The sequence below is a fragment of the Paracoccus sp. SY genome (genome assembly GCF_002901215.1).
Classification (GTDB): domain Bacteria; phylum Pseudomonadota; class Alphaproteobacteria; order Rhodobacterales; family Rhodobacteraceae; genus Paracoccus; species Paracoccus acridae.
The window spans coordinates 60,194-82,336 of the sequence record NZ_NWMQ01000010.1 but is presented as its reverse complement, the minus strand read 5'-3'; the positions used below and the strand labels follow the sequence as shown (position 1 = coordinate 82,336).

At 67.1% G+C, this 22,143-nt stretch carries 15 protein-coding genes and 2 tRNA genes; 15 read left to right on the top strand and 2 right to left on the bottom strand.

The window, feature by feature from the left end; all coding sequences use genetic code 11:
• Position 1 precedes the first annotated feature (1 nt).
• The 11 genes from CK944_RS10355 to opgC all read left to right on the top strand — a co-directional run bounded on the left by CK944_RS10355 (position 2) and on the right by opgC (position 16,267).
• A tRNA-Arg gene (locus CK944_RS10355) sits at positions 2 to 78 on the top strand.
• A gap of 243 nt (positions 79 to 321) precedes the next feature.
• The gene (locus tag CK944_RS10350; protein ID WP_146038640.1) at positions 322 to 996 is read left to right on the top strand and encodes an ImuA family protein; all 675 of its coding nucleotides are present in this window, start codon (positions 322 to 324) and stop codon (positions 994 to 996) included.
• On the top strand, positions 887 to 2,416 hold the full coding sequence (locus tag CK944_RS10345) for a DNA polymerase Y family protein (RefSeq protein WP_103172987.1): 1,530 nt from the start codon (positions 887 to 889) through the stop codon (positions 2,414 to 2,416). The genes CK944_RS10350 and CK944_RS10345 overlap by 110 nt, the downstream gene beginning before the upstream one ends.
• Positions 2,416 to 5,700 (top strand): error-prone DNA polymerase, encoded by a 3,285-nt coding sequence (locus CK944_RS10340; RefSeq protein ID WP_103172986.1) that lies wholly within the window; start codon positions 2,416 to 2,418, stop codon positions 5,698 to 5,700. Before CK944_RS10345 ends, CK944_RS10340 begins: the two co-directional genes overlap by 1 nt.
• A 328-nt stretch (positions 5,701 to 6,028) precedes the next feature.
• The gene (locus CK944_RS10335; protein ID WP_103172985.1) at positions 6,029 to 7,219 is read left to right on the top strand and encodes a 3-deoxy-D-manno-octulosonic acid transferase; all 1,191 of its coding nucleotides are present in this window, start codon (positions 6,029 to 6,031) and stop codon (positions 7,217 to 7,219) included.
• A gap of 36 nt (positions 7,220 to 7,255) precedes the next feature.
• Positions 7,256 to 7,663 (top strand): DUF1178 family protein, encoded by a 408-nt coding sequence (locus tag CK944_RS10330; protein WP_103172984.1) that lies wholly within the window; start codon positions 7,256 to 7,258, stop codon positions 7,661 to 7,663.
• Between the two features lie 99 nt (positions 7,664 to 7,762).
• Complete coding sequence (locus CK944_RS10325; RefSeq protein WP_103172983.1) at positions 7,763 to 9,019, top strand: aspartate kinase; 1,257 nt, start codon at positions 7,763 to 7,765, stop codon at positions 9,017 to 9,019.
• 63 nt (positions 9,020 to 9,082) lie between these two features.
• Positions 9,083 to 11,329, top strand: coding sequence for a phosphoenolpyruvate--protein phosphotransferase (ptsP, locus tag CK944_RS10320; RefSeq protein ID WP_103173039.1), 2,247 nt, complete (start codon positions 9,083 to 9,085; stop codon positions 11,327 to 11,329).
• A 191-nt stretch (positions 11,330 to 11,520) separates the two neighbouring features.
• A complete protein-coding gene (locus CK944_RS10315) occupies positions 11,521 to 13,041 on the top strand; it encodes a glucan biosynthesis protein (RefSeq protein WP_239986033.1) in 1,521 nt (506 codons plus the stop codon).
• Complete coding sequence (gene mdoH, locus CK944_RS10310) at positions 13,038 to 15,137, top strand: glucans biosynthesis glucosyltransferase MdoH (protein ID WP_103172981.1); 2,100 nt, start codon at positions 13,038 to 13,040, stop codon at positions 15,135 to 15,137. The genes CK944_RS10315 and mdoH overlap by 4 nt, the downstream gene beginning before the upstream one ends.
• Entirely contained in the window at positions 15,134 to 16,267 is a 1,134-nt protein-coding gene (opgC, locus tag CK944_RS10305; RefSeq protein ID WP_103172980.1) for an OpgC domain-containing protein, read from the top strand. Before mdoH ends, opgC begins: the two co-directional genes overlap by 4 nt.
• A 32-nt stretch (positions 16,268 to 16,299) precedes the next feature.
• Here the strand turns inward: opgC and CK944_RS10300 are convergent.
• A tRNA-Cys gene (locus CK944_RS10300) sits at positions 16,300 to 16,373 on the bottom strand.
• Positions 16,374 to 16,495: 122 nt separating this feature from the next.
• Here CK944_RS10300 and CK944_RS10295 point away from each other — a divergent pair.
• From CK944_RS10295 to CK944_RS10285, 3 genes are read left to right on the top strand one after another with little or no spacing between them, the layout of a single operon-like run.
• Positions 16,496 to 17,149 (top strand): protein-L-isoaspartate O-methyltransferase, encoded by a 654-nt coding sequence (locus CK944_RS10295; protein ID WP_103172979.1) that lies wholly within the window; start codon positions 16,496 to 16,498, stop codon positions 17,147 to 17,149.
• Complete coding sequence (locus tag CK944_RS10290; protein WP_103172978.1) at positions 17,146 to 18,543, top strand: TolC family outer membrane protein; 1,398 nt, start codon at positions 17,146 to 17,148, stop codon at positions 18,541 to 18,543. The genes CK944_RS10295 and CK944_RS10290 overlap by 4 nt, the downstream gene beginning before the upstream one ends.
• Before the next feature lie 23 nt (positions 18,544 to 18,566).
• The gene (locus tag CK944_RS10285) at positions 18,567 to 19,448 is read left to right on the top strand and encodes a hypothetical protein (RefSeq protein WP_103172977.1); all 882 of its coding nucleotides are present in this window, start codon (positions 18,567 to 18,569) and stop codon (positions 19,446 to 19,448) included.
• A 70-nt stretch (positions 19,449 to 19,518) separates the two neighbouring features.
• Here the strand turns inward: CK944_RS10285 and CK944_RS10280 are convergent, their stop codons facing one another.
• Positions 19,519 to 20,100 (bottom strand): NADPH-dependent FMN reductase, encoded by a 582-nt coding sequence (locus CK944_RS10280; RefSeq protein WP_103172976.1) that lies wholly within the window; start codon positions 20,098 to 20,100, stop codon positions 19,519 to 19,521.
• 153 nt (positions 20,101 to 20,253) lie between these two features.
• On the opposite strand from CK944_RS10280, the gene cobT reads away from it, so the two are divergent.
• On the top strand, positions 20,254 to 22,110 hold the full coding sequence (gene cobT / locus CK944_RS10275; RefSeq protein WP_103172975.1) for a cobaltochelatase subunit CobT: 1,857 nt from the start codon (positions 20,254 to 20,256) through the stop codon (positions 22,108 to 22,110).
• The last annotated feature ends 33 nt before the right edge of the window (positions 22,111 to 22,143 follow it).

Here is a 22,143-nt window from a genome sequence, read left to right as displayed (position 1 = left end):
CGGACCCGTAGCTCAGCTGGATAGAGCACCAGACTACGAATCTGGGGGTCGGGCGTTCGAATCGCTCCGGGTCCGCCACCTTCCATTCCAAGATTTATCCAGCCGCCCGGCAGGCTTGCCGAGGCGGTGAACTGCCGTGTCGAGGCACCGGTTCGGCGGTTCTTTGGTTCGGCTGCGCCTTCTTGGGCGGCACTGCCAGCCGGACGGACCTTTTCCGTGTTGTTATCCCCAGCAATTTTTGGCGCGATCTGCCCAGCGGCGTTGACGGACCGGTTCTGAAGGAACTAGAACAAAACAGAAACATTATTGTTGATGTCATGTATGTCCGTTCATGTCCTGCGGCCTCTGGCGCCTCCAAGGCGGGTGCCGGACCTGCGCGCCGCCACCCTGGCCGAGATCAGTTGCGCGTCGTCGCTGGACGGGGCGGGGATGGGGTTTCTGGCGGCGTCCCTGCCCGAGGGGCCGGTGCTGTGGGCGCAGGACAGGCTGACGCGGCGCGAGGCAGGGACGCCTTTCCTGCCCGGATTGGGACGGTGGCTGCTGCGCGCCGATCTGTCGCGGCCCGCCGACGTGCTGACGGCGATGGAGGACGCTTTGGCCTGTCCCGCCATCTCGGCCGTGGTGGGCGAGATCTGGGGCGATCCGGCGGCCTTGGATTTCACCGCAACGCGGCGGCTGGCCTTGCGGGCCGAGGCTGCGGGCAGGCCCTGCTGGCTGCTGCGCAGAGCGGGTTCCGCCAATGCATCGGCGGCGCGGCTGCGATGGCGGGTGACGGCCTTTCCGTCGGATCCAGGCCAGGACGATCCCGCGGCGCCGGGCGATCCGCTGTGGCGGGTGGAGTTGTTCCGGTCCCGCCTGTCGCCCCCCGGCGCATGGCTGGTGCGCCATGAACGAGAAGGGAACGGAACGTCGGATCGCCTCGGTTTTTCTGCCCTCGCTGCCGGTCGAGCGGTGGTGGAACCTGCAGCGGCGGACGGGCAGGGCGGTGCCGGATGATGCGGCGGTGGTCCTGTCCGCCGATGGCCCGCATGGCCCTGTCGTCCATGACCTGAACGACGCGGCACGATCGGCGGGCGTGCGTCGTGGCGCGCGGGTGGTGGACATGCGCGCGCTGTGCCCGGCCCTTCAGGTGGTTCCGGCCAATCCGGCAGAGGATGCGACTGCACTGGCGCGGCTGATGTTCTGGGCGCGGCGCTGGGGACCGTTCTCGGCGACCGATGGCGATGACGGGCTGGTCATTGACACCACGGGCGTCGCGCATCTGTTCGGCGGCGAGGAGGCACTGCTGACCGACATGCAGACGCGCCTTGCCCGCGCAGGGCTGACCGCGCGGGTGGCGCTGGCGCCGACCTGGGGGGCGGCCTGGGGACTGGCGCGATACGGGGCCGACCGCCCCGTGTGCCGCGACCTGACCGATCTGCATCCGCTGCCCGTTGCCGCGCTGCGGTTGTCGGGGGACACGCTGCTGCTGTTGCGCAGGCTGGGGCTGCGCCGGATCGGCGATCTGGCGAACATCCCGCGCCTGTTCCTGATGCGTCGCTTTGCCCGGGCACCGGCCTGGGACAATCCGCTGACCCGGCTGGATCAGGCGATGGGGCACCTGGCCGAACCCCTTGCCGCGCCCGATCCGCCGCCGGATTTCGTGGCCGAGGCGCGGCTGGCCGAACCGGTGTTCGATCCGGCCGACTGGCTGCCCGGTCTGGTCGCGGAACTGGCCGCCAAGATGGCCCGGCAGGATCGCGGCTGCCGGCGGCTGTGCCTGTCGGTGTTCCGCGTCAATGGCCACAGGGGTGACATCCGCGTGGCGACCGCTGCCCCTACGCGCGAGGCCAGGCATCTTCTGCGGCTCTTCGACGGGCGGCTTGAAGGATTGGACCCCGGCTTTGGCTTCGACCTGATCCGGCTTGCGGCCGAGGCGACCGAACCCCTGGCCACCACGCAGGTCGGGCTGGACGGCAAGGCTGACGCCGCGCTGCATCTGTCGCGCCTGGTCGATCGGCTGGTGGCGCGGTTCGGGGCCGATGCCATTGTGCGTCCGGTGCCGGTGGAAAGCCACCTTCCCGAACGATCCGAAGGGCGCGCCGAACCCATGCTGGCCGATCCGCCGCCCGCGCCGCGTCCCGACCGCCCTCTCCGCATCTTCGACCCCCCCGAGGAGGTGCGCGTCCTTTACGCCGTTCCGGAAGGTCCGCCCGCGTTGTTCGTTTGGCGGCGCCAGCGGATCGCGGTGACCCGCCATGCCGGTCCCGAGCGTATTGCCCCCGAATGGTGGCGGGACAGTCCCGGCACACGGCTGCGCGACTATTTCCGGATCGAGGACGCCAGCGGCCGCCGCCTGTGGCTGTATCGCGAAGGCCTGCCGGGCGACGGGCGGGGCGGGATGCCCCGCTGGTTCGTACACGGGGTCTTTGCCTGATGCCCCAGAACGACCACCAGGCGCCCCGCCGCAGGCTGAAGGGCGACTTTTCCCCGAACCCGCGCGCGCCTTTCGTGGAACTGGGCGTGACCTCGGCCTTTTCCTTCCTGCGGGGCGCGTCGGACGCGACCGAACTTGTGCAGACGGCGCATGGTCTGGGTTATGACGCCATCGGCATCGCAGACCTGAACAGCCTGGCCGGCGTCGTGCGCCTTCATGCCGAGGCGCGGCGCGCGGCCCTGCGCCCGATCATCGGCGCCCGGATCGTGCTGACCTGCGGCACGGGCTTTCTGGCCTATCCCCGCGACCGCGCGGCCTATGGGCGGTTGTCCACGCTGATCTCCAAGGGCAGGATGCGCGATCCCGAAGGGCGGTGGCAGAAAAAAGGCGTCTGCGACCTGACGCTGGACGATCTGGCCGATCATGCCGAGGGATTGGCCCTGATCTGGCTGCCCGGCAGGGATCTGTCGGTGCTGCCCGGTCTGGCCGCGCGCCTGCCGGGGTTGGGCCATGTCGCGGCGGCATATCTTTATCGCGGCGACGACGTGGCGCGGATCAACCGGCTGGACCGGGCGGCGAAGGATTGCGGGCTGTCGATCCTGGCCACGAACGACGTGCATTACCACGCCCCCGACCGCCGCCCGTTGCAGGACGTGATGACCTGCATCCGCCACGGCACCACCATCGACCGGGCCGGCTTCCTGCTGCACGCCAATGCCGAGCGTCACCTGAAATCCCCGGCCGAGATGGTTCGCCTGTTCGCCCGCTGGCCCCATGCCATCCGCGCCGCGCGCGACCTGGCGGACCGGCTGACCTTTTCCCTACGCGAACTGGCCTATGAATATCCGCGGGAAACCGCGCCCGCCGGGCGCGATCCGCAGGACCATCTGGCGGAACTGACCTGGGCGGGGGCCGCCGCGCGCTATCCCGATGGCGTGCCGGACAAGGTCCGGGCGGCGCTGCGACGCGAACTGGCGCTGATCGCCAGGAAGAACATCGCCCCCTATTTCCTGACCATCCACGAGGTCGTCGATTTCGCCAGGTCGCAAGGCATCCTCTGGCAGGGGCGGGGGTCTGCCGCCAATTCGGCGGTCTGCTTCGTCCTGGGGATCACCCCCGTCGATCCTGTCCATTTCGACCTGCTGTTCGAACGCTTCATCAGCGAGGACCGCGAGGAGCCCCCCGACATCGACGTCGATTTCGAACATGAACGCCGCGAGGAGGTGATCCAGCACATCTACCGCAAATACGGCCGCGACCGCGCCGCGCTGTGCGCCACCGTGATCCATTACCGCCCGCGTTCCGCCATCCGGGAAGTCGGCCGCGCCATGGGCCTGTCCGAGGACATCACCGGCGCGCTTGCCCGGACCGTCTGGGGCGCCTGGGGCACCAGCATGGGCGAGGTCGAGGCGGGCGAAGCGGGCGTCGATCTGTCCGACCTGCGCCTGCGCCGCACCCTGAAGCTGGCCCAGCAGATGATCGGAATGCCCCGCCACCTGTCCCAGCATGTCGGCGGCTTCATCCTGACCGAAGGAAAGCTGACCGAGACCGTGCCCATCGGCAACGGCGCCATGCCGGACCGCAGCTTCATCGAATGGGACAAGGACGACATCGACGAGTTGCGCATCCTCAAGATGGATGTGCTGGCGCTGGGGATGCTGACCTGCATCCGCAAGTGCTTCGACCTGGTCGCCGTCCATCACGGGCGGCGGCTGACCCTGGCGGACCTGAACCCCGACGTCCCGGATGCCGCGCCCGTCTTCGACATGCTGTGCCGGGGCGACAGCATCGGCGTCTTCCAGGTCGAAAGCCGCGCGCAGATGAACATGCTGCCGCGCCTCAAGCCGCGCTGCTTCTATGACCTGGTGATCGAGGTCGCGATCGTCCGCCCCGGTCCTATCCAGGGCGACATGGTCCACCCCTATCTGCGCCGCCGCAACAAGGAGGAGCCGACCGAATACCCGCGCCCCGGCCCCGCCCATCCCCAAACCGAACTTGAGGAAATCCTGGGCCGCACCCTGGGCGTGCCGATCTTCCAGGAACAGGCCATGAAGATCGCCATGGTCGCGGCCGAGTTCGATTCGAAGAAGGCCAACGAATTGCGCAAGGCGATGGCCACCTTCCGGTCGCGCGGCACCATCGAGGCGCTGCAATCCGACATGGTCGAGGGTATGACCCGGCGCGGCTATGATCCCGACTTCGCGCGCCGCTGCTTCGACCAGATCAAGGGCTTTGGCGAATACGGCTTTCCCGAAAGCCATGCGGCGGCCTTTGCGCATCTGGTCTATGTCTCGGCCTGGCTGAAGCATTACTATCCGGCCGCCTTTGCGGCGGCGCTGCTGAACAGCCAGCCCATGGGCTTCTATGCCCCCGCCCAGATCGTCCGCGATGCCCGTGACCATGGGGTCAAGGTGCGGGGGGTGGACGTGAACTTCTCGGATTGGGACAACACCCTGGAACCGGTGGATGGCGGTCCGGCCCTGCGGCTGGGCTTGCGCCAGATCGAGGGGATGGGACAAGCCATGGCCGGTCGGCTGATTGCGGCGCGGGACATGCCGTTTTCCGGGCTGGCCGACCTGCAGGATCGGGCAAGGCTGGACACGGGTTCGATCCGGCGGCTGGCGGCGGCGGATGCGTTCCGGTCCGCCGGCCTGGACCGGCGCGCGGCGCTTTGGGATGCCAGGGCGTTGCGCGATGCGCCCGACCTGCCGTTGTTTGCGGGACACGAGGACGAAGGTCGGGAAGCCGCCGTCACCCTGCCCGCGATGCCCGTCTGCGAACAGGTCGTCGCGGATTACCAGACGCTGCGGCTGTCCCTGAAGGCCCATCCCATGCAGTTTCTTCGGCGATCCATGGCGGCGCAGGGCTATTCCCCTGCCTGCGATCTGCCTTCGATCCGCCAGGGTGGCCCCGTGCGATTGGCGGGGCTGGTCCTGATCCGCCAGCGGCCGGGCAGCGCCAAGGGGGTCTGCTTCATCACCGTGGAGGATGAAACCGGCACCGCGAACCTTGTGATCTGGCCCAAGACCTTTGCCGCGTTTCGGAAGGTCGTCATGACCGCGCGGCTGATCGACGTGAAGGGCCGGGTGCAGCGTGGCGACGGGGTGATCCACGTCGTCGCCGCCAGCCTGATCGACCGCAGCGACGTGCTGTCGCGCCTGTCGAACGAACGGCTGGCCCTGCCCATGTCCCACGCTGACGAGGTGAACCGCCCCATCCCCGCCAGCCGCCAGACCCATCCGCGCGATGTCCAGGTGATCCCGAAGTCGCGGGATTTCCACTAAGCCGTGCTGACACGCCCACCCGGCGGACGGGTGATGGCAAGATGGCGAACCCGACGACAAGCCGTCCCCAAATCATCCGGGGATCAGTCGTTCGCTAAGGGTCCGCCGCTTGGCCGTACTCTCAGAAAATCCCGAAAACATACAGGATGATGATGACGATGACCGGCACGCCCAGCCACCAGGCAACAAGTCCTTTCATGGAAACCTCCTGACCATATGTAGTTGCAAGGCCAACGTCACGCCGGGGGCCGGGTTCCGCAGCACCAGGCGGTCTTCAGAACCTGTGGCCGATCCGCTATAGCCGCCCAAAGGTCGCTTGCGGATTTTCATGATCTATCGTGCCACTGCCCATATGCTTGAAGCGGCGCTTCGCCTGCGGGCCAAGGCCGGCGGGTCGGATGCGCTGCGGCAGCGGCTGGCGCTGGACGCGCCGGGGCCTGCGGATATCTGGTTTCACGGGGCTTCGGTCGGCGAACTGACCTCGGCCCGGCCAATCATCGAGGCCCTGGCGCGGACGCATCGGATCCTGGTGACGGCGAACAGCGTCACCGGGCGCGACATGGCTGCGGGCTGGGGGATGGAGGCGCGGCTGGCGCCGTTGGACCTGCCCGGGGCCTTGGCGCGGTTCCTGGCACAGGTCGCGCCGCGATTGCAGGTCACGGTCGAATCCGAATTCTGGCCCTTGCGGTCGCAGGCGCTGGCCGACCGGGGGATTGCCCAGGCGGTGATCGGCGCCCGCCTGTCGCAACGGTCCGCATCCCGCTGGGCGCGTCTGCCCGCACTGATCGGACAGGTCCTGGGGCGGCTTGCGGCGCTGTCCGCCCAGGACCCGGACAGCGAGGCGCGGCTGCGTTCGCTGGGCCTGCCGGATGGGGCGGTCCTGCCGCGCCTGGATCTGAAGCTGCTGACGCCTGCCGGGATTGCGCCGTCCGAACCTTCGGAGGCGCGCGACCGGGTCCTGCTGGCCGCCTCGACCCATGAAGGCGAGGAGGCTCATGTCCTGGATGCCTGGCAGCAGGCGCGCCGTCACGTTCCCGATCTGCGGCTGATCCTGGCCATCCGCCATCCGCAGCGCGGGGACGAGGTGGCCGGTTTGCTGCGGCACCGTTGCATCGCTTTCCAGCGTCGCTCGGAAGGCGGTGAGGGGGGCGATGTGCTGCTGGCCGATACCCTGGGGGAAATGGACCGCTGGTATGCGGCGGCGGGGCTGTGCTTCGTGGGCGGGTCGCTGACCGACCGGGGCGGCCATACCCCGTGGGAACCTGCGGCCCATGGCTGCGCGATCCTGCATGGTCCGCATGTCGGCAATTTCCGCGATGCCTATGCCGTCCTGGACCAGGCAGGCGGGGCAAAGGGGACTGACGCCGCCAGCCTGCCCGACCATGTGATCCGTCTGGCGGGCGATCCGGCGCAGGCCCGACGGATGGGGCGGGCGGCACGGCAGGTGCTGGATGACCGCGCAGGCGATCCGGCCGCCCTGATCGCCCGTCTGCGGGAACTTGCAGGCCCGCCCCGCTGACCCGATATAGAGGGGGAAGGAAAGAAGGTTCGACCGATGATCCGCTATGCTTTGCGTTGTGACCAGGGCCATGATTTCGACGGCTGGTTCCGTTCGTCCGAGGCGTTCGAGACGACGCGCGCGGCCGGTCATGTGTCCTGCATGCACTGCGGATCGGCCAAGGTCGAAAAGTCGCTGATGGCCCCTGCCGTGCCTGCCGCGAAAAAAGAGGACACCGCCATGACCCCGGCCGAGGCCGCGCTGCACGCCCTTCGCCAGCAGGTCGAGGCGAACAGCGACTATGTCGGCCTGAAGTTCGTGGACGAGGCGCGCGCCATGCACGAAGGCCGCAGTCCCGCGCGCGCAATCCACGGCGAGGCGAAGATCGAGGAAGCCCGCAAGCTGATCGAGGAAGGCGTGCCGGTCGCGCCCTTGCCGTTCATCCCGCGCCAGAAGACGAACTGATCGTGGGGCAGGCGCGTCGGCCCTTCTTTCCGCCCTTGCCCTTTCGTCACCCCGCCCCTAAACACCGCGCCGACAGAAACCCTTGGCTGGAGGCCCGCGATGCCGCTTCTGGTGATGAAATTCGGCGGCACCTCGGTCGCGGACCTTGACCGCATCAAGAACGCCGCCCAGAAGGTGCAGCGAGAGGTCGATCGCGGCTATGACGTGATCGTCATCGTCAGCGCCATGTCCGGCAAGACCAACGAACTGGTCGGCTGGGTCGAACAGACCTCGCCCCTGTTCGACGCGCGCGAATACGACGCGGTGGTCAGCTCGGGCGAGAATGTGACGGCCGGCCTGATGGCCCTGACGCTGCAGGAAATGGGCGTGCCCGCGCGGTCCTGGCAGGGCTGGCAGGTGCCGATCAACACCACCGCGCAGCATTCGGCGGCGCGTTTCGTCGAAATCCCGCGCGCCAATATCGACCAGAAATTCGCCGAAGGCTTCAAGGTCGCGGTTGTCGCGGGCTTCCAGGGCATCGGCCCGGACGGGCGCATCACCACGCTGGGCCGGGGCGGGTCGGACACGACCGCCGTGGCCTTTGCCGCGGCCTTCGGCGCCGAACGCTGCGACATCTATACCGACGTGGACGGTGTCTATACGACCGACCCGCGCATCACCACCAAGGCCCGCAAGCTGGACAGGATCGCCTTCGAGGAGATGCTGGAACTGGCCTCCCTGGGCGCCAAGGTCCTGCAAACCCGGTCGGTGGAACTGGCCATGCGTTACAAGGTGCGTCTGCGCGTGCTGTCCTCGTTCGAGGATACGGACGAGAATTCGGGCACCCTCATCTGTGCCGAGGAGGAAATCATGGAATCGAAAGTCGTCAACGGCGTCGCCTCGTCGCGCGATGAAGCCAAGATCACCCTGGTCACGGTCGAGGACCGGCCCGGCATTTCCGCCGCCATCTTCGCGCCCCTGGCGGATGCGGGTGTGAACGTGGACATGATCGTCCAGAACATTTCCGAAAAGGACTATGAGGATCATCCCGGTTCGGTGACGGACATGACCTTCTCGGTTCCGATCAACCAGGTCGATCGCGCCAAGCGGGCGATGGAGGAAGCCAAGGCCGCCGGCCAGATCGCCTATGACGAACTGGTCGTGGACACCGAGGTCGCCAAGGTGTCGGTCGTGGGCATCGGGATGCGCAGCCATACGGGCGTTGCGGCCCGCATGTTCAAGGCGCTTGCCGATGAAAACGTCAACATCAAGGTCATCTCCACCAGCGAGATCAAGATTTCGGTGCTGATCGACCGCAAATATATGGAACTGGCCGTGCAGGCGCTGCATGATGCCTTTGGCCTGGAAGCGGCCTGACATCCCAAGGGCAGCGTGCCGGACGGCATCTGCTGGGCAATCGCAAAGCAGGGCAGGCAGGCGATGCAAGACCGCAAGGACAGCGACTCGCGCAAGCTGTTGCAACGGTTGAAGGAAATCCTGGCTGCCCCCGGCGGCGGCCAGGACCGTCTGGACCAGATCACCCATCACATCGCCGATTCGATGGGCACGCAGGTCTGCTCGATCTATCTGTTCCGCGATGCCGACACCCTGGAGCTGTGCGCCACCGAAGGGCTGCGCCCCGAATCCGTGCACCGCACCCGCCTGCGCTTGGGCGAGGGGCTGGTGGGCCGCGTCGCCCGCACGGGGCGCAACGTCAATACCGCCGACGCGCCGTCCGAACCGGGCTTCCGCTTCATGCCCGAAACCGGCGAGGAGGTGTTTCCAAGCTTCCTGGGCGTGCCGATCCAGCGGGTCGGCGAGAGGCTGGGCGTGCTGGTCGTGCAGTGCCGCGAGGCGCGGCTGTTTTCCGAAGACGAGATCTATGGCCTGGAAGTCGTGGCCATGGTGCTGGCCGAGATGACCGAACTGGGCGCCTTCCAGGGCAGCCAGTCCGACAGCCTGCCCCCCAAGCACCGCTTTCCGCTGATGATCCGGGGCGGGACCGGGCAGGAAGGCGCGGCCGAGGGCCGTGTCTGGCTGCACGAGGCGCGCGTGGTCGTCACCAACCCGGTCGGCGACGATCCCGACCGGGAACTCGTGCGGCTGCATGAAGGCGTGGACATGCTGCGCAGCACCGTGGACAGGATGGTCGCCGCCGCCGACATGGGCGGCGAGGGCGAACACCAGGCCGTGCTGGAAACCTATCGGATGTTCGCCCATTCGCGCAGCTGGTTGCGGCGGATGGAGGAAGACATCCTTCTGGGCCTGTCGGCCGAGGCCGCGGTGGAAAAGGAACAATCCGCCGCCCGCGCCCGGCTGGAAATGGCCGCCGATCCCTATCTGCGCGAACGGCTGCACGATCTGGACGACCTGTCGAACCGGCTTTTGCGCATCCTGACCGGGCAGGGGGCCGATACCGGGGCCGAGATGCCCGACAACCCGATCCTGGTCGCCCGCAACATCGGCCCGGCCGAACTGCTGGAATACGGCCGCCGCCTGAAGGGTGTCGTGCTGGAGGACGGGTCCGTGGGCAGCCACGCGGCCATCGTGGCCCGCGCGCTGGCGATCCCGCTGGTCATCCACGCGCCCCGGATCACGACCGAGGCATTGAACGGCGACACGATCCTGGTCGATGGCGACCAGGGCATCGTCCACCTGCGCCCCGAGGAGTCGGTCCACAAGGCCTTCCTGGACAAGATCGCCATGCAGGCCGAGGCGCAGAACCGTTATGCCAGCCTGCGCGGCCTGCCCGCGATCGGCACCTGCGGCACGACGGTCCAGCTTTACATGAATGCGGGGCTGATGGCCGACCTGCCGTCGCTGGCGGGATCGGGGGCCGAGGGCGTGGGCCTGTTCCGCACCGAGTTGCAGTTCCTGATCCGCAACCACGTCCCCCGCAGGGGCGAGCTGGCCGAGCTTTACCGCCGCGTGATGGACAACGCCCAGGGCAAGCCGGTGATGTTCCGCACCCTGGATATCGGGTCCGACAAGGTCCTGCCCTATATGAAGCCGCAGGACGAACCGAACCCGGCGATGGGCTGGCGCGCGATCCGCGTGGGCCTGGACAAGCGCGGCGTGCTGCGGATGCAGTTGCAGGCGCTGATCCGCGCATCCGTGGGGCGGCCGCTGCACGTCATGTTCCCCTTCATCGCCGACCTTGCCGAATACGAGGCCGCCTACAAGATCCTGATGCAGGAACTGTCGCGCGAACAGCGGCTGGGCCATCCGATGCCCACCGACATCCGCGTGGGCGCGATGCTGGAAACGCCGTCGCTGGCCTTCGCGCCCCGGAAGTTCTTCGAGATGTGCGACTTCATCTCGATCGGGGGCAACGACCTCAAGCAGTTCTTCTTTGCCGCCGACCGGGAAAACGAGCGGGTGCGGCGGCGCTATGACACGCTGAACTCGTCCTTCCTGCTGATGCTGCGCCAGATCATCGCGCGCTGCGAGGAGGCGCGGGTGCCCCTGTCCTTCTGCGGCGAGGATGCGGGCCGCCCGGTCGAGGCGCTGACCTTTGCCGCCCTGGGGATCCGGCGGCTGTCGATGCGCCCGGCCTCGATCGGCCCGGTCAAGCACCTGATCCGCCGCGTCTCGATCGCGGATCTGCGCCGCCTGATCGACGAGGGGCTGGATTCGGGGATGCCGAACCTGCGCCGCCCCATCACCGAATGGCTGGCGCATCAATAGGCGGAAAGCCGCGAAACCGGGCAGTGTCCCGGCCCCTGCAGCGGTCCGGCCGGTCCTGCCACCTTCGGCTTGCGCCTTGCTGCGGCAGCGCGGCATCCTTATAATGAAACGGTTTTTGGCAACCATCACCCGATATGAAACGCCGTCATTTTCTCAACGCAGCCACAGCCTTGGCCGCAGGAGGGTCGTTCATGGCCGTTCCTGCGCAGGCGCAGACAGCACCGGACGGGGCGGCACCAGCCGAGGGTGAGGTAAACACTCCTCCGCCCGCCCCCACGACGACATTCGGGTTCGAGGAGGTCGCATCCCTGGCTGCGGAACGCGCCACACGCGTCTATGAACAGCCGGTGGCCGAACAGGTGGGCAGCTTCGCCAACCTGACCTATGACCAGTATCGCGGCATCCGGTTCCGCCGCGACCATGATCCCTTCGCGGGCAATCCCATGTTCGGGATGGACCTGCTTCCGCCCGGCGCGATCTTCTATGAGCCGGTGAACATCAGCATCGTCCGCGACGGCGTGCCGCATCGCCTGGAATTCGACCCGGCGATGCTGGAATTCGACCCGTCGCAATTTCCCGACGGCGCGGATCTGCAAACCAAAGGGAACATGGGTTGGTCGGGTTTCCGGCTGCGCACGATCCTGAACCGGCCCGGGGTGATGGACGAGTTCCTGGTCTTCCAGGGCGCCACCTATTTCCGCGCCGTGGCGCGCGGCACGATCTATGGCCTGTCGGCGCGCGGGCTGGCGATCAAGACCGGCAGCCCCGATGGCGAGGAATTCCCGCTGTTCACGGATTTCTGGATCCAGGAACCGGCGGAAGGATCGGGCTGGGTGCGCATCCATGCGCTGCTGGACAGCAAGTCGGTGGCAGGCGCCTTTCAGTTCGACGTCAATCCTGGCGCCATGACAATGGTGCGCACGCGCGTGGCGCTGTTCCCGCGTGTCGATCTTCAGAACACCGGGCTGGCGCCCCTGACCTCGATGTTCTGGTTCGGACCGGCCAGCCGCCGCGAGGTGGACGACTATCGCCCCGCCGTCCATGACAGCGACGGCCTGCAGATGCATACCGGCGCGGGCCAGGCGCTGTGGCGCACGCTTGGCGCGCACAAGACCCTGCAGATCTCGTCCTTCGTGGACAACAATCCGCGCGGCTTCGGCCTTGTCCAGCGCAGCCGCGACTTCGACGATTATCAGGACGCCGAGGCGCTGTATCACCTGCGCCCCTCGGCCTGGATCGAGCCCGAGGGCAACTGGGGCGAGGGCGAGGTGCGCCTTGTCGAAATCCCCGTCGAGAACGAGTTCAACGACAACATCGTCAGCTATTGGGTGCCCAAGGAACCGCTGACGAAGGACAAGCGCCATGAATTCCAGTATCGGCTGATCTTCGCGCCGCTGCCTGCCAACGACCTTCCCCTGGCAAAGGTGCGACAGGTCCGCAGCGGTCGTTCGATCAATTCGCAGGCCACGCGCAGCGTGATCGTCGATTTCGACCTGTCGCTGTTTTCGGACGCCATGCCGGAATCCAAGGTCACGACCTCGGCCGGGACCATCGTTCATGCCTATCTCAAGCCCCTTGTGGATCAGGGGGTGCTGCGCCTTGCCTTCGAATTCGAACCGGGCAACGCCACGCTGGCTGACCTTCAGGCCGTGCTGGTCAGCCCGGAGGGCGTGGCGCAAAGCGAAACCTGGCTTGCACGCTGGACCGCATGAGCCTGGCCGAACCGCGTACCGCAGATCTGGCACAGATGCCCGCGACCCCGCCCGAATCGCCACTGGCCATGCCGGTGCAGGATTTCCGCACGCGGCCCGAACTGGCCTTTCCGCGCCTGCGCAACGGCTGGCGCGTCTGGATGGCGCGGCTGGTGGCGTTCGGCGGCACGGCGGCCATCGCCATCATCGGGTTCCAGCAGATGCTGCGGACCTTCGGCGACAGCCCGACGCCGATGCAATGGGCGCTGCTGGTGCTGTTCGTGCCGACCTTCGCCTGGGTCGGGTTTTCGTTCTGCAACGTGTTGGCCGGGCTGTTCGCACCTCGCCTGACGACGCCGCAGGGACCGAACGACGCGCGCCTGGCCGTCGTCATGCCCATCTATCACGAGGATGCGCAGAAAAGCATTGGCCTGCTGACCGCGCTTGCCCGGGAACTGGAACGCGAGGGCATGGCCCATCGGGCCGAGATCTTCGTGCTGTCCGACAGCCGCGACCCGGTGATCGCCGTGAACGAGACGATGGTGATCGACGCGGCGCGCAAGATGTCGCCCCTGCCCATCTGGTATCGCCGCCGCATCACCAACGAGGACCGCAAGACCGGCAACATCGGTGACTTCATCCGTCGCTGGGGCGGGCGCTACGACCAGATGGTCGTCCTGGACGCCGACAGCATCATGACCGGCGCCACCATTCGCGAATTGTCCGCGCGGATGAACGCCGATCCCCGGCTGGCGCTGATCCAGACCATGCCGATCCTGGTCGGGGGCGAGACGATCTTCGCCCGCCTGACGCAATTCGCGGGTCGCGTCTATGGCCCGATGATCGCGCGCGGGGTGTCGGCCTGGTCGGGCGATACCGGCAATTTCTGGGGCCACAACGCCATCATCCGCCTGCCTGCCTTTGCGCGGTCTTGCGGGTTGCCGCGCTTGCCCGGCAGGCCGCCCTTTGGCGGGACCATCCTGTCGCACGACTTCGTCGAGGCGGCGGCGCTGTGCCGCGCCGGCTGGAAGGTCCGCCTTGACCATGACCTGCGCGGCAGCTTCGAGGGCTGCCCGCCGACGCTTCTGGACATGGCCGTGCGCGAACGACGCTGGGCGCAGGGCAACCTGCAGCATTCCCGCCTGTTCGGCATGCGTGGCGCGCGGGCCGTGACGCTTGCGCATTTCACCATCGGCATCCTGGGCTTCCTGATGAGCCCGCTGTGGCTGGCCCTGATCCTGGTCGGGCTGGTCCTGTCGGCCACGGTGCTGCTGTCCACGCCGGAATATTTCCCGAACGCCTATCAGCTGTTCCCCGACTGGCCGGTCTTCGACTCCCGCCGGATGCTGTGGCTGTTCGTGGTGTCCATGGCGCTTCTGCTGCTGCCCAAGCTGATCGCGACCTTCCGCGCCTGGCTGCGGCCCCTGGCGCGCAATTCCGGCGGCCCGGTGCGGATCTTCGCCAGTTCCCTGTTCGAGATCCTGCTGTCGGCCCTGATCGCCCCCGTGCAGATGTTGATCCAGACCCGCCAGATCTATGAAATCCTGCGCGGTCGCGACAGCGGCTGGAACGCCCAGGTGCGTGCCGGGTCGATGCCCGACTGGAACGTCGTCATTTCGCGGCACTGGGGGCATGTGCTGCTGGGCATCGGCACGCTGATCGTGCTGGCGCAGTTCTCGCCCGCGCAGCTGATCTGGCTGTCGCCGATCCTGGCCGGGCTGATCCTGTCGCCCGTGACCTCGCGCTATTCGGCAAGCCCGGTCTTCGGTCGCTGGGCGCGGATGCGCGGGCTGCTGGTCACCCCCGAGGAACGCGACCCGCCCGCGATCCTGTCCGATGCCAGCGCCGTGGTCCGGTCCATGCCCCGCCCCCTGAAGGGCGCGACGGATCTGTTGCGCTTCGGCGGACAGCCCGACCGGATCGACCGCCACATCGCGCTGTTGCCCGATGACCCTGCATTGCCGGAAGACAAGCGCCTGCACCGCATCACTGCGGGCGCCAAGATCACCCATGCAGGCAGCAGGACACAGGCGCTGGATTACCTGACCCGCGACGAAACCGACGCGCTGGTGTCCGACCCCGCCCTGCTGCGGCAATGGAGCGTCCTTCCCTCATGAAGCGTCTTATCGCGTTGGATATGCTGCGCGGCTACGCGCTGGTCTGCATCATGCTGGACCACATGCCGGTTTCCGAACTGCGGTCCTTTACGCTGGCGAATTTCTCGATCTTCGACGCGGCGGAATTGTTCGTGCTGCTGTCGGGCTTCCTGGTCGGCATGGTCTGGCAGTCGGTCGAGACAAAGCAGGGCCGCCGCGCGGCGCAATGGCGTTTCGCCCGCCGCGCCTTCGAGGTCTGGCGCGCCCTGGTATTCGGCGGGATGCTGATGGCGCTGGTCTCGGCCGGGCTGCTGGCGCTGGACATGGACCACACGGCGATCTGGCACCAATATGCGGTCTGGGTGATCGAAAACCCGATCGGCTTCTTCGGCGTGCTGGCGACGATGTGGTTGCAGCCGAACCTGCTCGATGTGCTGGCCGTCTATGTGATCCTGCTGGCCTCGGTTCCCTTTGTGGTGCCGCTGTTGCTGCGCTATCCGCTGGGCTTTGCGGCGGCCTCGTTTTCGCTGTGGTGCTTTGCCCCGGTGCTGAACGCCTTTGTGCCCAACCACCGGCTTGGCGGGTTGCTGTTCAACCCCTTCGGCTGGCAGATGCTGTTCTTTTCGGGCATCGCGATGGGCCTGTTCCGCAAGCAGGCGATGCCGGTGCTGATGGAACACCGGAAACTGCTGACGGTCCTGTCCACGGGCATGTTCCTGTTCGGCACCGCGATCATCATCGGCGCCAAGATCGGCGAACCCGCGCTGGCCTTCCGCGACGCGCTGCGCCTGATCTATGGGGGCGAGATCGGCAAGTGGGACCTGGACGGCACCCGCTACATGGCGATCATGGGCGCAAGCTGGCTGGTCGCCGTTCCCCTGGCCGGCATCATGGAACGCATGGCCGCCAGCCGCCTGGGCGTGGCCTTGCAACAGATCGGCCGGGGCGGGCTGTTTTCCTTCCTCGCCTGCGTGCTGCTGTCGGTCCTGGGCGACGCCTTCCAGATGAACCCCGCTGACCAAGGGATCCTGCGCCGGATGGCCGTCGATGTCTGGGCGATGGTGGCGCTGTGGTGGGTTTCCGCGCTGTGGCTGACCTATGGCACGCCATGGCAGCTTTCCGTGCGCCTGCGCCGTCAGGCGAAAGGCTGACAGAAGGCATTTCCGGCAAGTCTGGGGAACCTTGGAGGCGGGTACCGGAATCGAACCGGTCTTCACGGATTTGCAATCCGCTGCGTAACCTCTCCGCCAACCCGCCGCCGTCGAGGTTCGCATCGCATAAATGATCGGCGCACCGCTTGCAAGCGGGGAACGTGCAGCGTTGCGAGAGGTCCGAAATCGTGGCAATAAGCGTGAAACGGCTCGCAGAGGTTCCCAAAGATGAGCGATTTCGCCGCGCGGCGCACCATGATGGTGGACACGCAGGTTCGCCCCAACGACGTCACCAAATTCCCCGTGATCGAAGCCATGCTGTCGGTCCCGATGGAAGATTTCGTGCCCCCTTCGCGCCGGGCCGTCGCCTATTCGGGCGAGAACCTGGATCTGGGCGGCGGCCGGGTGCTGCTGGAGCCGCGAACCCTGGGCAAGATGATCGACATGCTGGATCTGCAGCCCGGCGACATGGTCATGGATCTGGGTTGCGGCTATGGCTATTCCTCGGCCGTGCTGGCGCGCCTGGTGCAGACCGTGGTCGCCATCGAGGAAAGCGCCGAGATGGCCGCCGAGGCCGAACGCCGCCTGAACGAGGCGGGCGTCTTCAACGTGGCCGTCCTGAATGCCCCCCTGGCCGAAGGGGCGCCCAGGCAGGCCCCCTATGACGCGATTCTCATCAATGGCGGCGTCGAGGATGTGCCCGAGGCGATCCTGTCGCAACTGAAGGAAGGCGGGCGGATTGCCGCGCTGTTCCTGGAAGGGGCGCTTGGCGTCGCCCGCATCGGCCATTGCCTCGGGGGCCGGATCGTCTGGCGCTATGGCTTCAACGCAGGGGCGCCATTGCTGCCTGGCTTCCTGCGTGCCCGGAGTTTTTCGCTGTGAGGGGGCGCGGCGTCCTTTCCGGGGTTGCATTCGCAGCCCTGATCGCCCTTGGCGCCCAGGGGGCGAAGGCCGAATCCCTGGCCGACACGATGGTAGCGGCCTATCGTCATTCCGCCCTGATCGAACAGAACCGCGCCGTGCTGCGTGCCGCCGACGAAGACGTGGCCGCAGCCATCGCCGCCCTGCGCCCGATCGTCCAATGGACCGCCAGCCATACGATCAGCCGCAGCGAAGGCACGACCGATTACGTCACGGCGCGAAACACCACCTTGCAGATCGGCGCCCAGATTCTCCTTTACGACTGGGGACGATCCCAGTTGGCGATCGATGCAGCCAAGGAACAGGTCCTGGCCGTGCGCCAGGGGCTTGTCTCGGTCGAGCAGGACGTCCTTCTGGACGCGACAAGCGCCTATTTCGACATTCAGGAGGCGACCTTGCGGGTCGCGCTGCAACAGAACTCGGTCGAGGTGCTGTCCAGTGAACGGCAGGCGGCGCAGGACCGATTCGACGTGGGCGAGATCACCGTGACGGATGTGGCGCAAGCGGATGCCCAGTTGGCGCAAACCCAGGCTGGGCTTGCCGCCGCGCAGGGGGATCTGGAAGTCGCGCGCGAACGCTATCTGGCGGTGACGGGGCGCTTTCCGGGCGAACTCGACCCACCCCCTCCGCTGCCGAACCTGCCTGCCTCGGTGGACGAGGCGCGTGCGATCGGTCAGCGCAATCACCCGCTGATCGCACAGGCGCAACGTCAGGCCGCGGTGGCCGAGCTGGGCGTCGCCCAGGCCGCGGCCGAACGCAATCCGTCCTTGTCGGGAAACATCGGCGCAGGGATAACCCGCAGCCCCCAGCAGTTCACGCAGGATTACGACAACCGCAACAGCGCCTCGGTGGGTCTGGAACTGAACCAGACCATCTATTCGGGGGGGCGCCTGCCCGCCGCCCATCGTCGCGCCATGGCGGTTCGCGACCAGGCGCGGGCAAGCCTGCTGAACGTGTCCCGCCAGATCAGCGAGCTTGTCGGCGTCACCTGGGCCAACATCTCGGTCGCCCGCGCGCAGATCGGCGCCATCGACGAACAGATCGCAGCGGCACAGCAGGCCTATAACGGGGTCCGCGAGGAAGCGGCGCTTGGCGCCCGCACCACCCTTGACGTGCTGGATGCCGAACAGGCGCTGCTCGAGGCGCGGGCTGACAGGATCACTGCGGAAGCCAATCTCCAGTTAGCACATTATCAACTTCTGGCTGCTATGGGTCGTCTTACGGTAGAACACCTGAACCTGGGGATTCCGACATATGACCCTTCGCAGTATTACAACGCCGTGCGCGACGCGCCTTATACCAGCAAGCAGGGCGAAAGCCTCGACCGCGTGCTGCGCGCAATCGGGCGCGACTGATGATCTGAACGGCGGGGGGTACCATGGCTGACCCCCGCTTTTCCCAGAACGCCGCCCGCCTGTCGGAAGACATCGGCGATGTCCTGACAGCCATCCGGCGCATGATCGCCGATGACGACGCGCTCAGTTCGGCGCGCGACAATATCCGGTCCGGGCGGGGCGACGTGGTCCGCGACGACGCGGGCGAATTCCTGGCCCGCCGCTATGGCGGCAATGCGGCGCTGGCGCGGCAGATGGTCGAATCGGTCGCCCGTCCCGCCCCGGCCCCTGTCGAACCGGAACGTGCCGAAGCACCCGCCATCCCCCAATTCATCCTGAGGGCCAGACCCGACGCCGCGCCCGTGGCGAACACGTCGCCCCTGCGGCTGGAGGCCGAGCGGCGGGTCGAGGAACCCGAGGCGCCCAAGGCCTCTGGCTGGCGGTCCTGGTTGCGCCCCGAGACGCGTGATGCCGCGCCGCAGGTGGAACCCGAACCCGTTCCGGTGCGTCCGGCCATGCCGACCAGCTTCCAGCAGGCGGTCGAGGATCTGGCAGACGATGGCGACGACTTCGCCGAGGCTTTCGACTGGAAGGCGCGGATGCGTCCCGAGCTTGATGAGCCTGCCCCGGTCAAGATGACCGAAGCGAAGCCCGTCGAACCGCGTCTGTCCGGCTGGGCTTTGCCCCTGCAGGCGGTGGCCGTCGATCCCGTCGCCCAACTGGCGGCCGAGGCCGAGGCTTTCGATGCCGAAATGAGGGCCGAGGCCGATCTGAACGACGAGGAACAGAGCATCCGCGAACTGCTGCGCGAGATGGTGCAAGAGGAACTGAACGGAGAGCTTGGGCAGCGATTCTCGGCCAATCTGCGCGCCGTGATCCGCCGCGAGATCGCCGCCGCCATCGACGCCCATCTGGACCGGTTCTGACCCCGCCGCTCTGACCGGATACTTCCAACCATATACGGGCAGCATCCCCGCGGATGCTGCCCGCGATCTTTCAGCCCCGCGCCGTTTGCAGGGTCTTGGCCCACCAGGACAGTTCGTCCAGCATCGCCTTCAGCGAGCCTTCCAGATTGCCCTCGATCTCGCTCATCGGGGCGTCCGATCCCAGGGGCGACACCTTGAAGAAGTCGCCCGCACTGATATGGACGGCGTTGCGCAGGGGCACCATCTGAAGCTCGATCCCGATCAGGCGCAGATGTTCCAGGGCGCGCGCGCCACCCATGCTGCCATAGGCCAGGGCACTGAAGGGCTTGCGGTTCCATTCCTTGTAGGCCTGATCCAGGGCGTTCTTCAGCGCCCCGGTGATGGACCGGTTGTATTCCGCCACGACAAAGACAAAGCCGTCGAACCCTGCCAGCTTTTCCTGCCAGGCGACCGCATTCGGGTCGCTGGAGGGCATCCACAGGTTCGACGCGGCTTCGTTGAAGAAGGGCAGGTTCTGGTCGCGCAGGTCGATCAGGTCGAATTCCAGGTCGGGATGGTCCTTGACCTTGTCCATCAGCCACTGCGCAGGCTTGTCGGCGAAACGGCTGTCGCGGGTGGAACTGATGATGACGCCGATGCGGGGTTTGCTCATGGAAGATGTCCTTTCATGTGGAATGGCCCGGACAGCCTAACGCCTGTTTGCAGGCGCGGTTCAGCTTTTTCGCAGGCGGCGGCGCACAGGCCGTGCCGCATTCCTGCACATGCGCCCTTGCCTGGGGCGCGTGGCGGTGGTCTATAAATTGCCATGAAAAAGTCCGACAACCCCGCCGATCCCTTCAAGAAGGCCCTGACCGAGGCGACCCGCGCCTTGGCCAGCGACCGAGAGTTGAACGTGACCTTCAGCGCCGATCCCTCGGGCGTGGCGGGCGACACCATGCGCCTGCCGCAGGTCAGCCGCCGCATGGGCCGGGACGAGGTCCTGCAGGCGCGCGGCACGGCCGATGCCTTGGCGATGCGCCTGCGCCATCACGACGCGGCGACCCATGCCCGCTTCGCCCCCGCCGGTCCCATGGCGCGAGAGCTTTACGAGGCCATGGAAACCGCGCGTTGCGAGGCGCTTGGCGCGCGCGACATGCCGGGGGCCTTGTCCAACATCGACGCCCGCATCGGGGCGGATGCCGACAAGAAGGGCTATGGCCAGATTAAGGCGCCTGCCGACGCGCCCTTGGCGGTGGCTGCCGGATACATCGTCCGACAGGCGGCGACCGGCCGCACGCTGCCGTCCGGAGCACAGCATGTGGCGGATCTGTGGCGCCCCTTCGTGGAACAGCAGGCGGGCGGGTCGCTGTCCCATGTGAACGAGGTTCTGGCCGACCAGGCGGCGTTCTCGCGCCTGTCGCGGCAGGTGATCAGCGACCTGGGCTATGGCGACCAGCTTGGCGACGATCCCGACCAGCCGGACGAGGACGACGCCGGCGAGAACGCCGAACAGGACGAGGAAGCCGGCGACAACCAGTCGCGCGACCAGGACGACAGCGAGGATGCCGAGGCCTCGCCCGAGCGTTCGCAGGAACAGCAGCAGGACGAACGGCAGGCCCAGGTCAGCATGGACGATCAGTCCGACGAGCAGCTGACCGACGAGGCCGAGATGCCGGAATCGGAAACGCCGCCCGACCTGCCGCCGCCGGTCAGCGAAGCCAGCGCGGATTACAAGGTGTTCGCCCAGCAATGGGACGAGGAAATCCGGGCCGAGGATCTGGCCGATCCGGCCGAACTGGAACGCCTGCGCGCCTATCTGGACAAGCAGCTTGAACCCCTGCGCGGCGCGGTGTCGCGGCTGGCCAACAAGTTGCAGCGCCGCCTGCAGGCGCAGCAGAACCGCAGCTGGGAATTCGACAAGGAGGAAGGCGTGCTGGACGCCGGCCGCCTGGCGCGCGTGGTGGCGAACCCGACGACGCCCCTGTCTTTCAAGGTGGAAAAGGACACCGAGTTCCGCGACACGGTGGTGACGCTGCTGATCGACAATTCCGGGTCCATGCGGGGCCGTCCGATCAGCATCGCGGCGATCTGCGCCGACGTGCTGGCGCGCACCTTGGAACGCTGCAGCGTCAAGGTGGAGATCCTGGGCTTCACGACCCGCGCCTGGAAGGGCGGCCAATCGCGCGAGGCCTGGCTGCAGGCGGGCCGTCCCGCGCAGCCGGGGCGGCTGAACGACCTGCGCCACATCATCTACAAGCCCGCCGATGCTCCCTGGCGGCGGGTGCGGCCGAACCTTGGGCTGATGATGAAGGAAGGGTTGCTGAAGGAAAACATCGACGGCGAGGCGCTGGAATGGGCGCATAAGCGGCTGGTCCGGCGGACCGAGGCGCGCAAGATCCTGATGGTGATTTCCGACGGTGCCCCGGTCGATGATTCGACCCTGTCGGTCAATCCGGCGAATTACCTGGAAAAGCACCTGCGCGACGTGATCGCCATGGTGGAAAAGAAGCGGATGGTCGAACTGCTGGCGATCGGCATCGGCCATGACGTGACGCGGTATTATGAACGCGCGGTAACGATCACCGATGCCGACCAGTTGGCCGGGGCGATCACCGAACAGCTTGCCGCGCTGTTCGATGCGGATCCGCGCAAGCGGGCGCGGGCCCTGGCACGGCGCGCCTGATTGCGTCCCGCGGTGGCAGGGAGTCTTCAACCC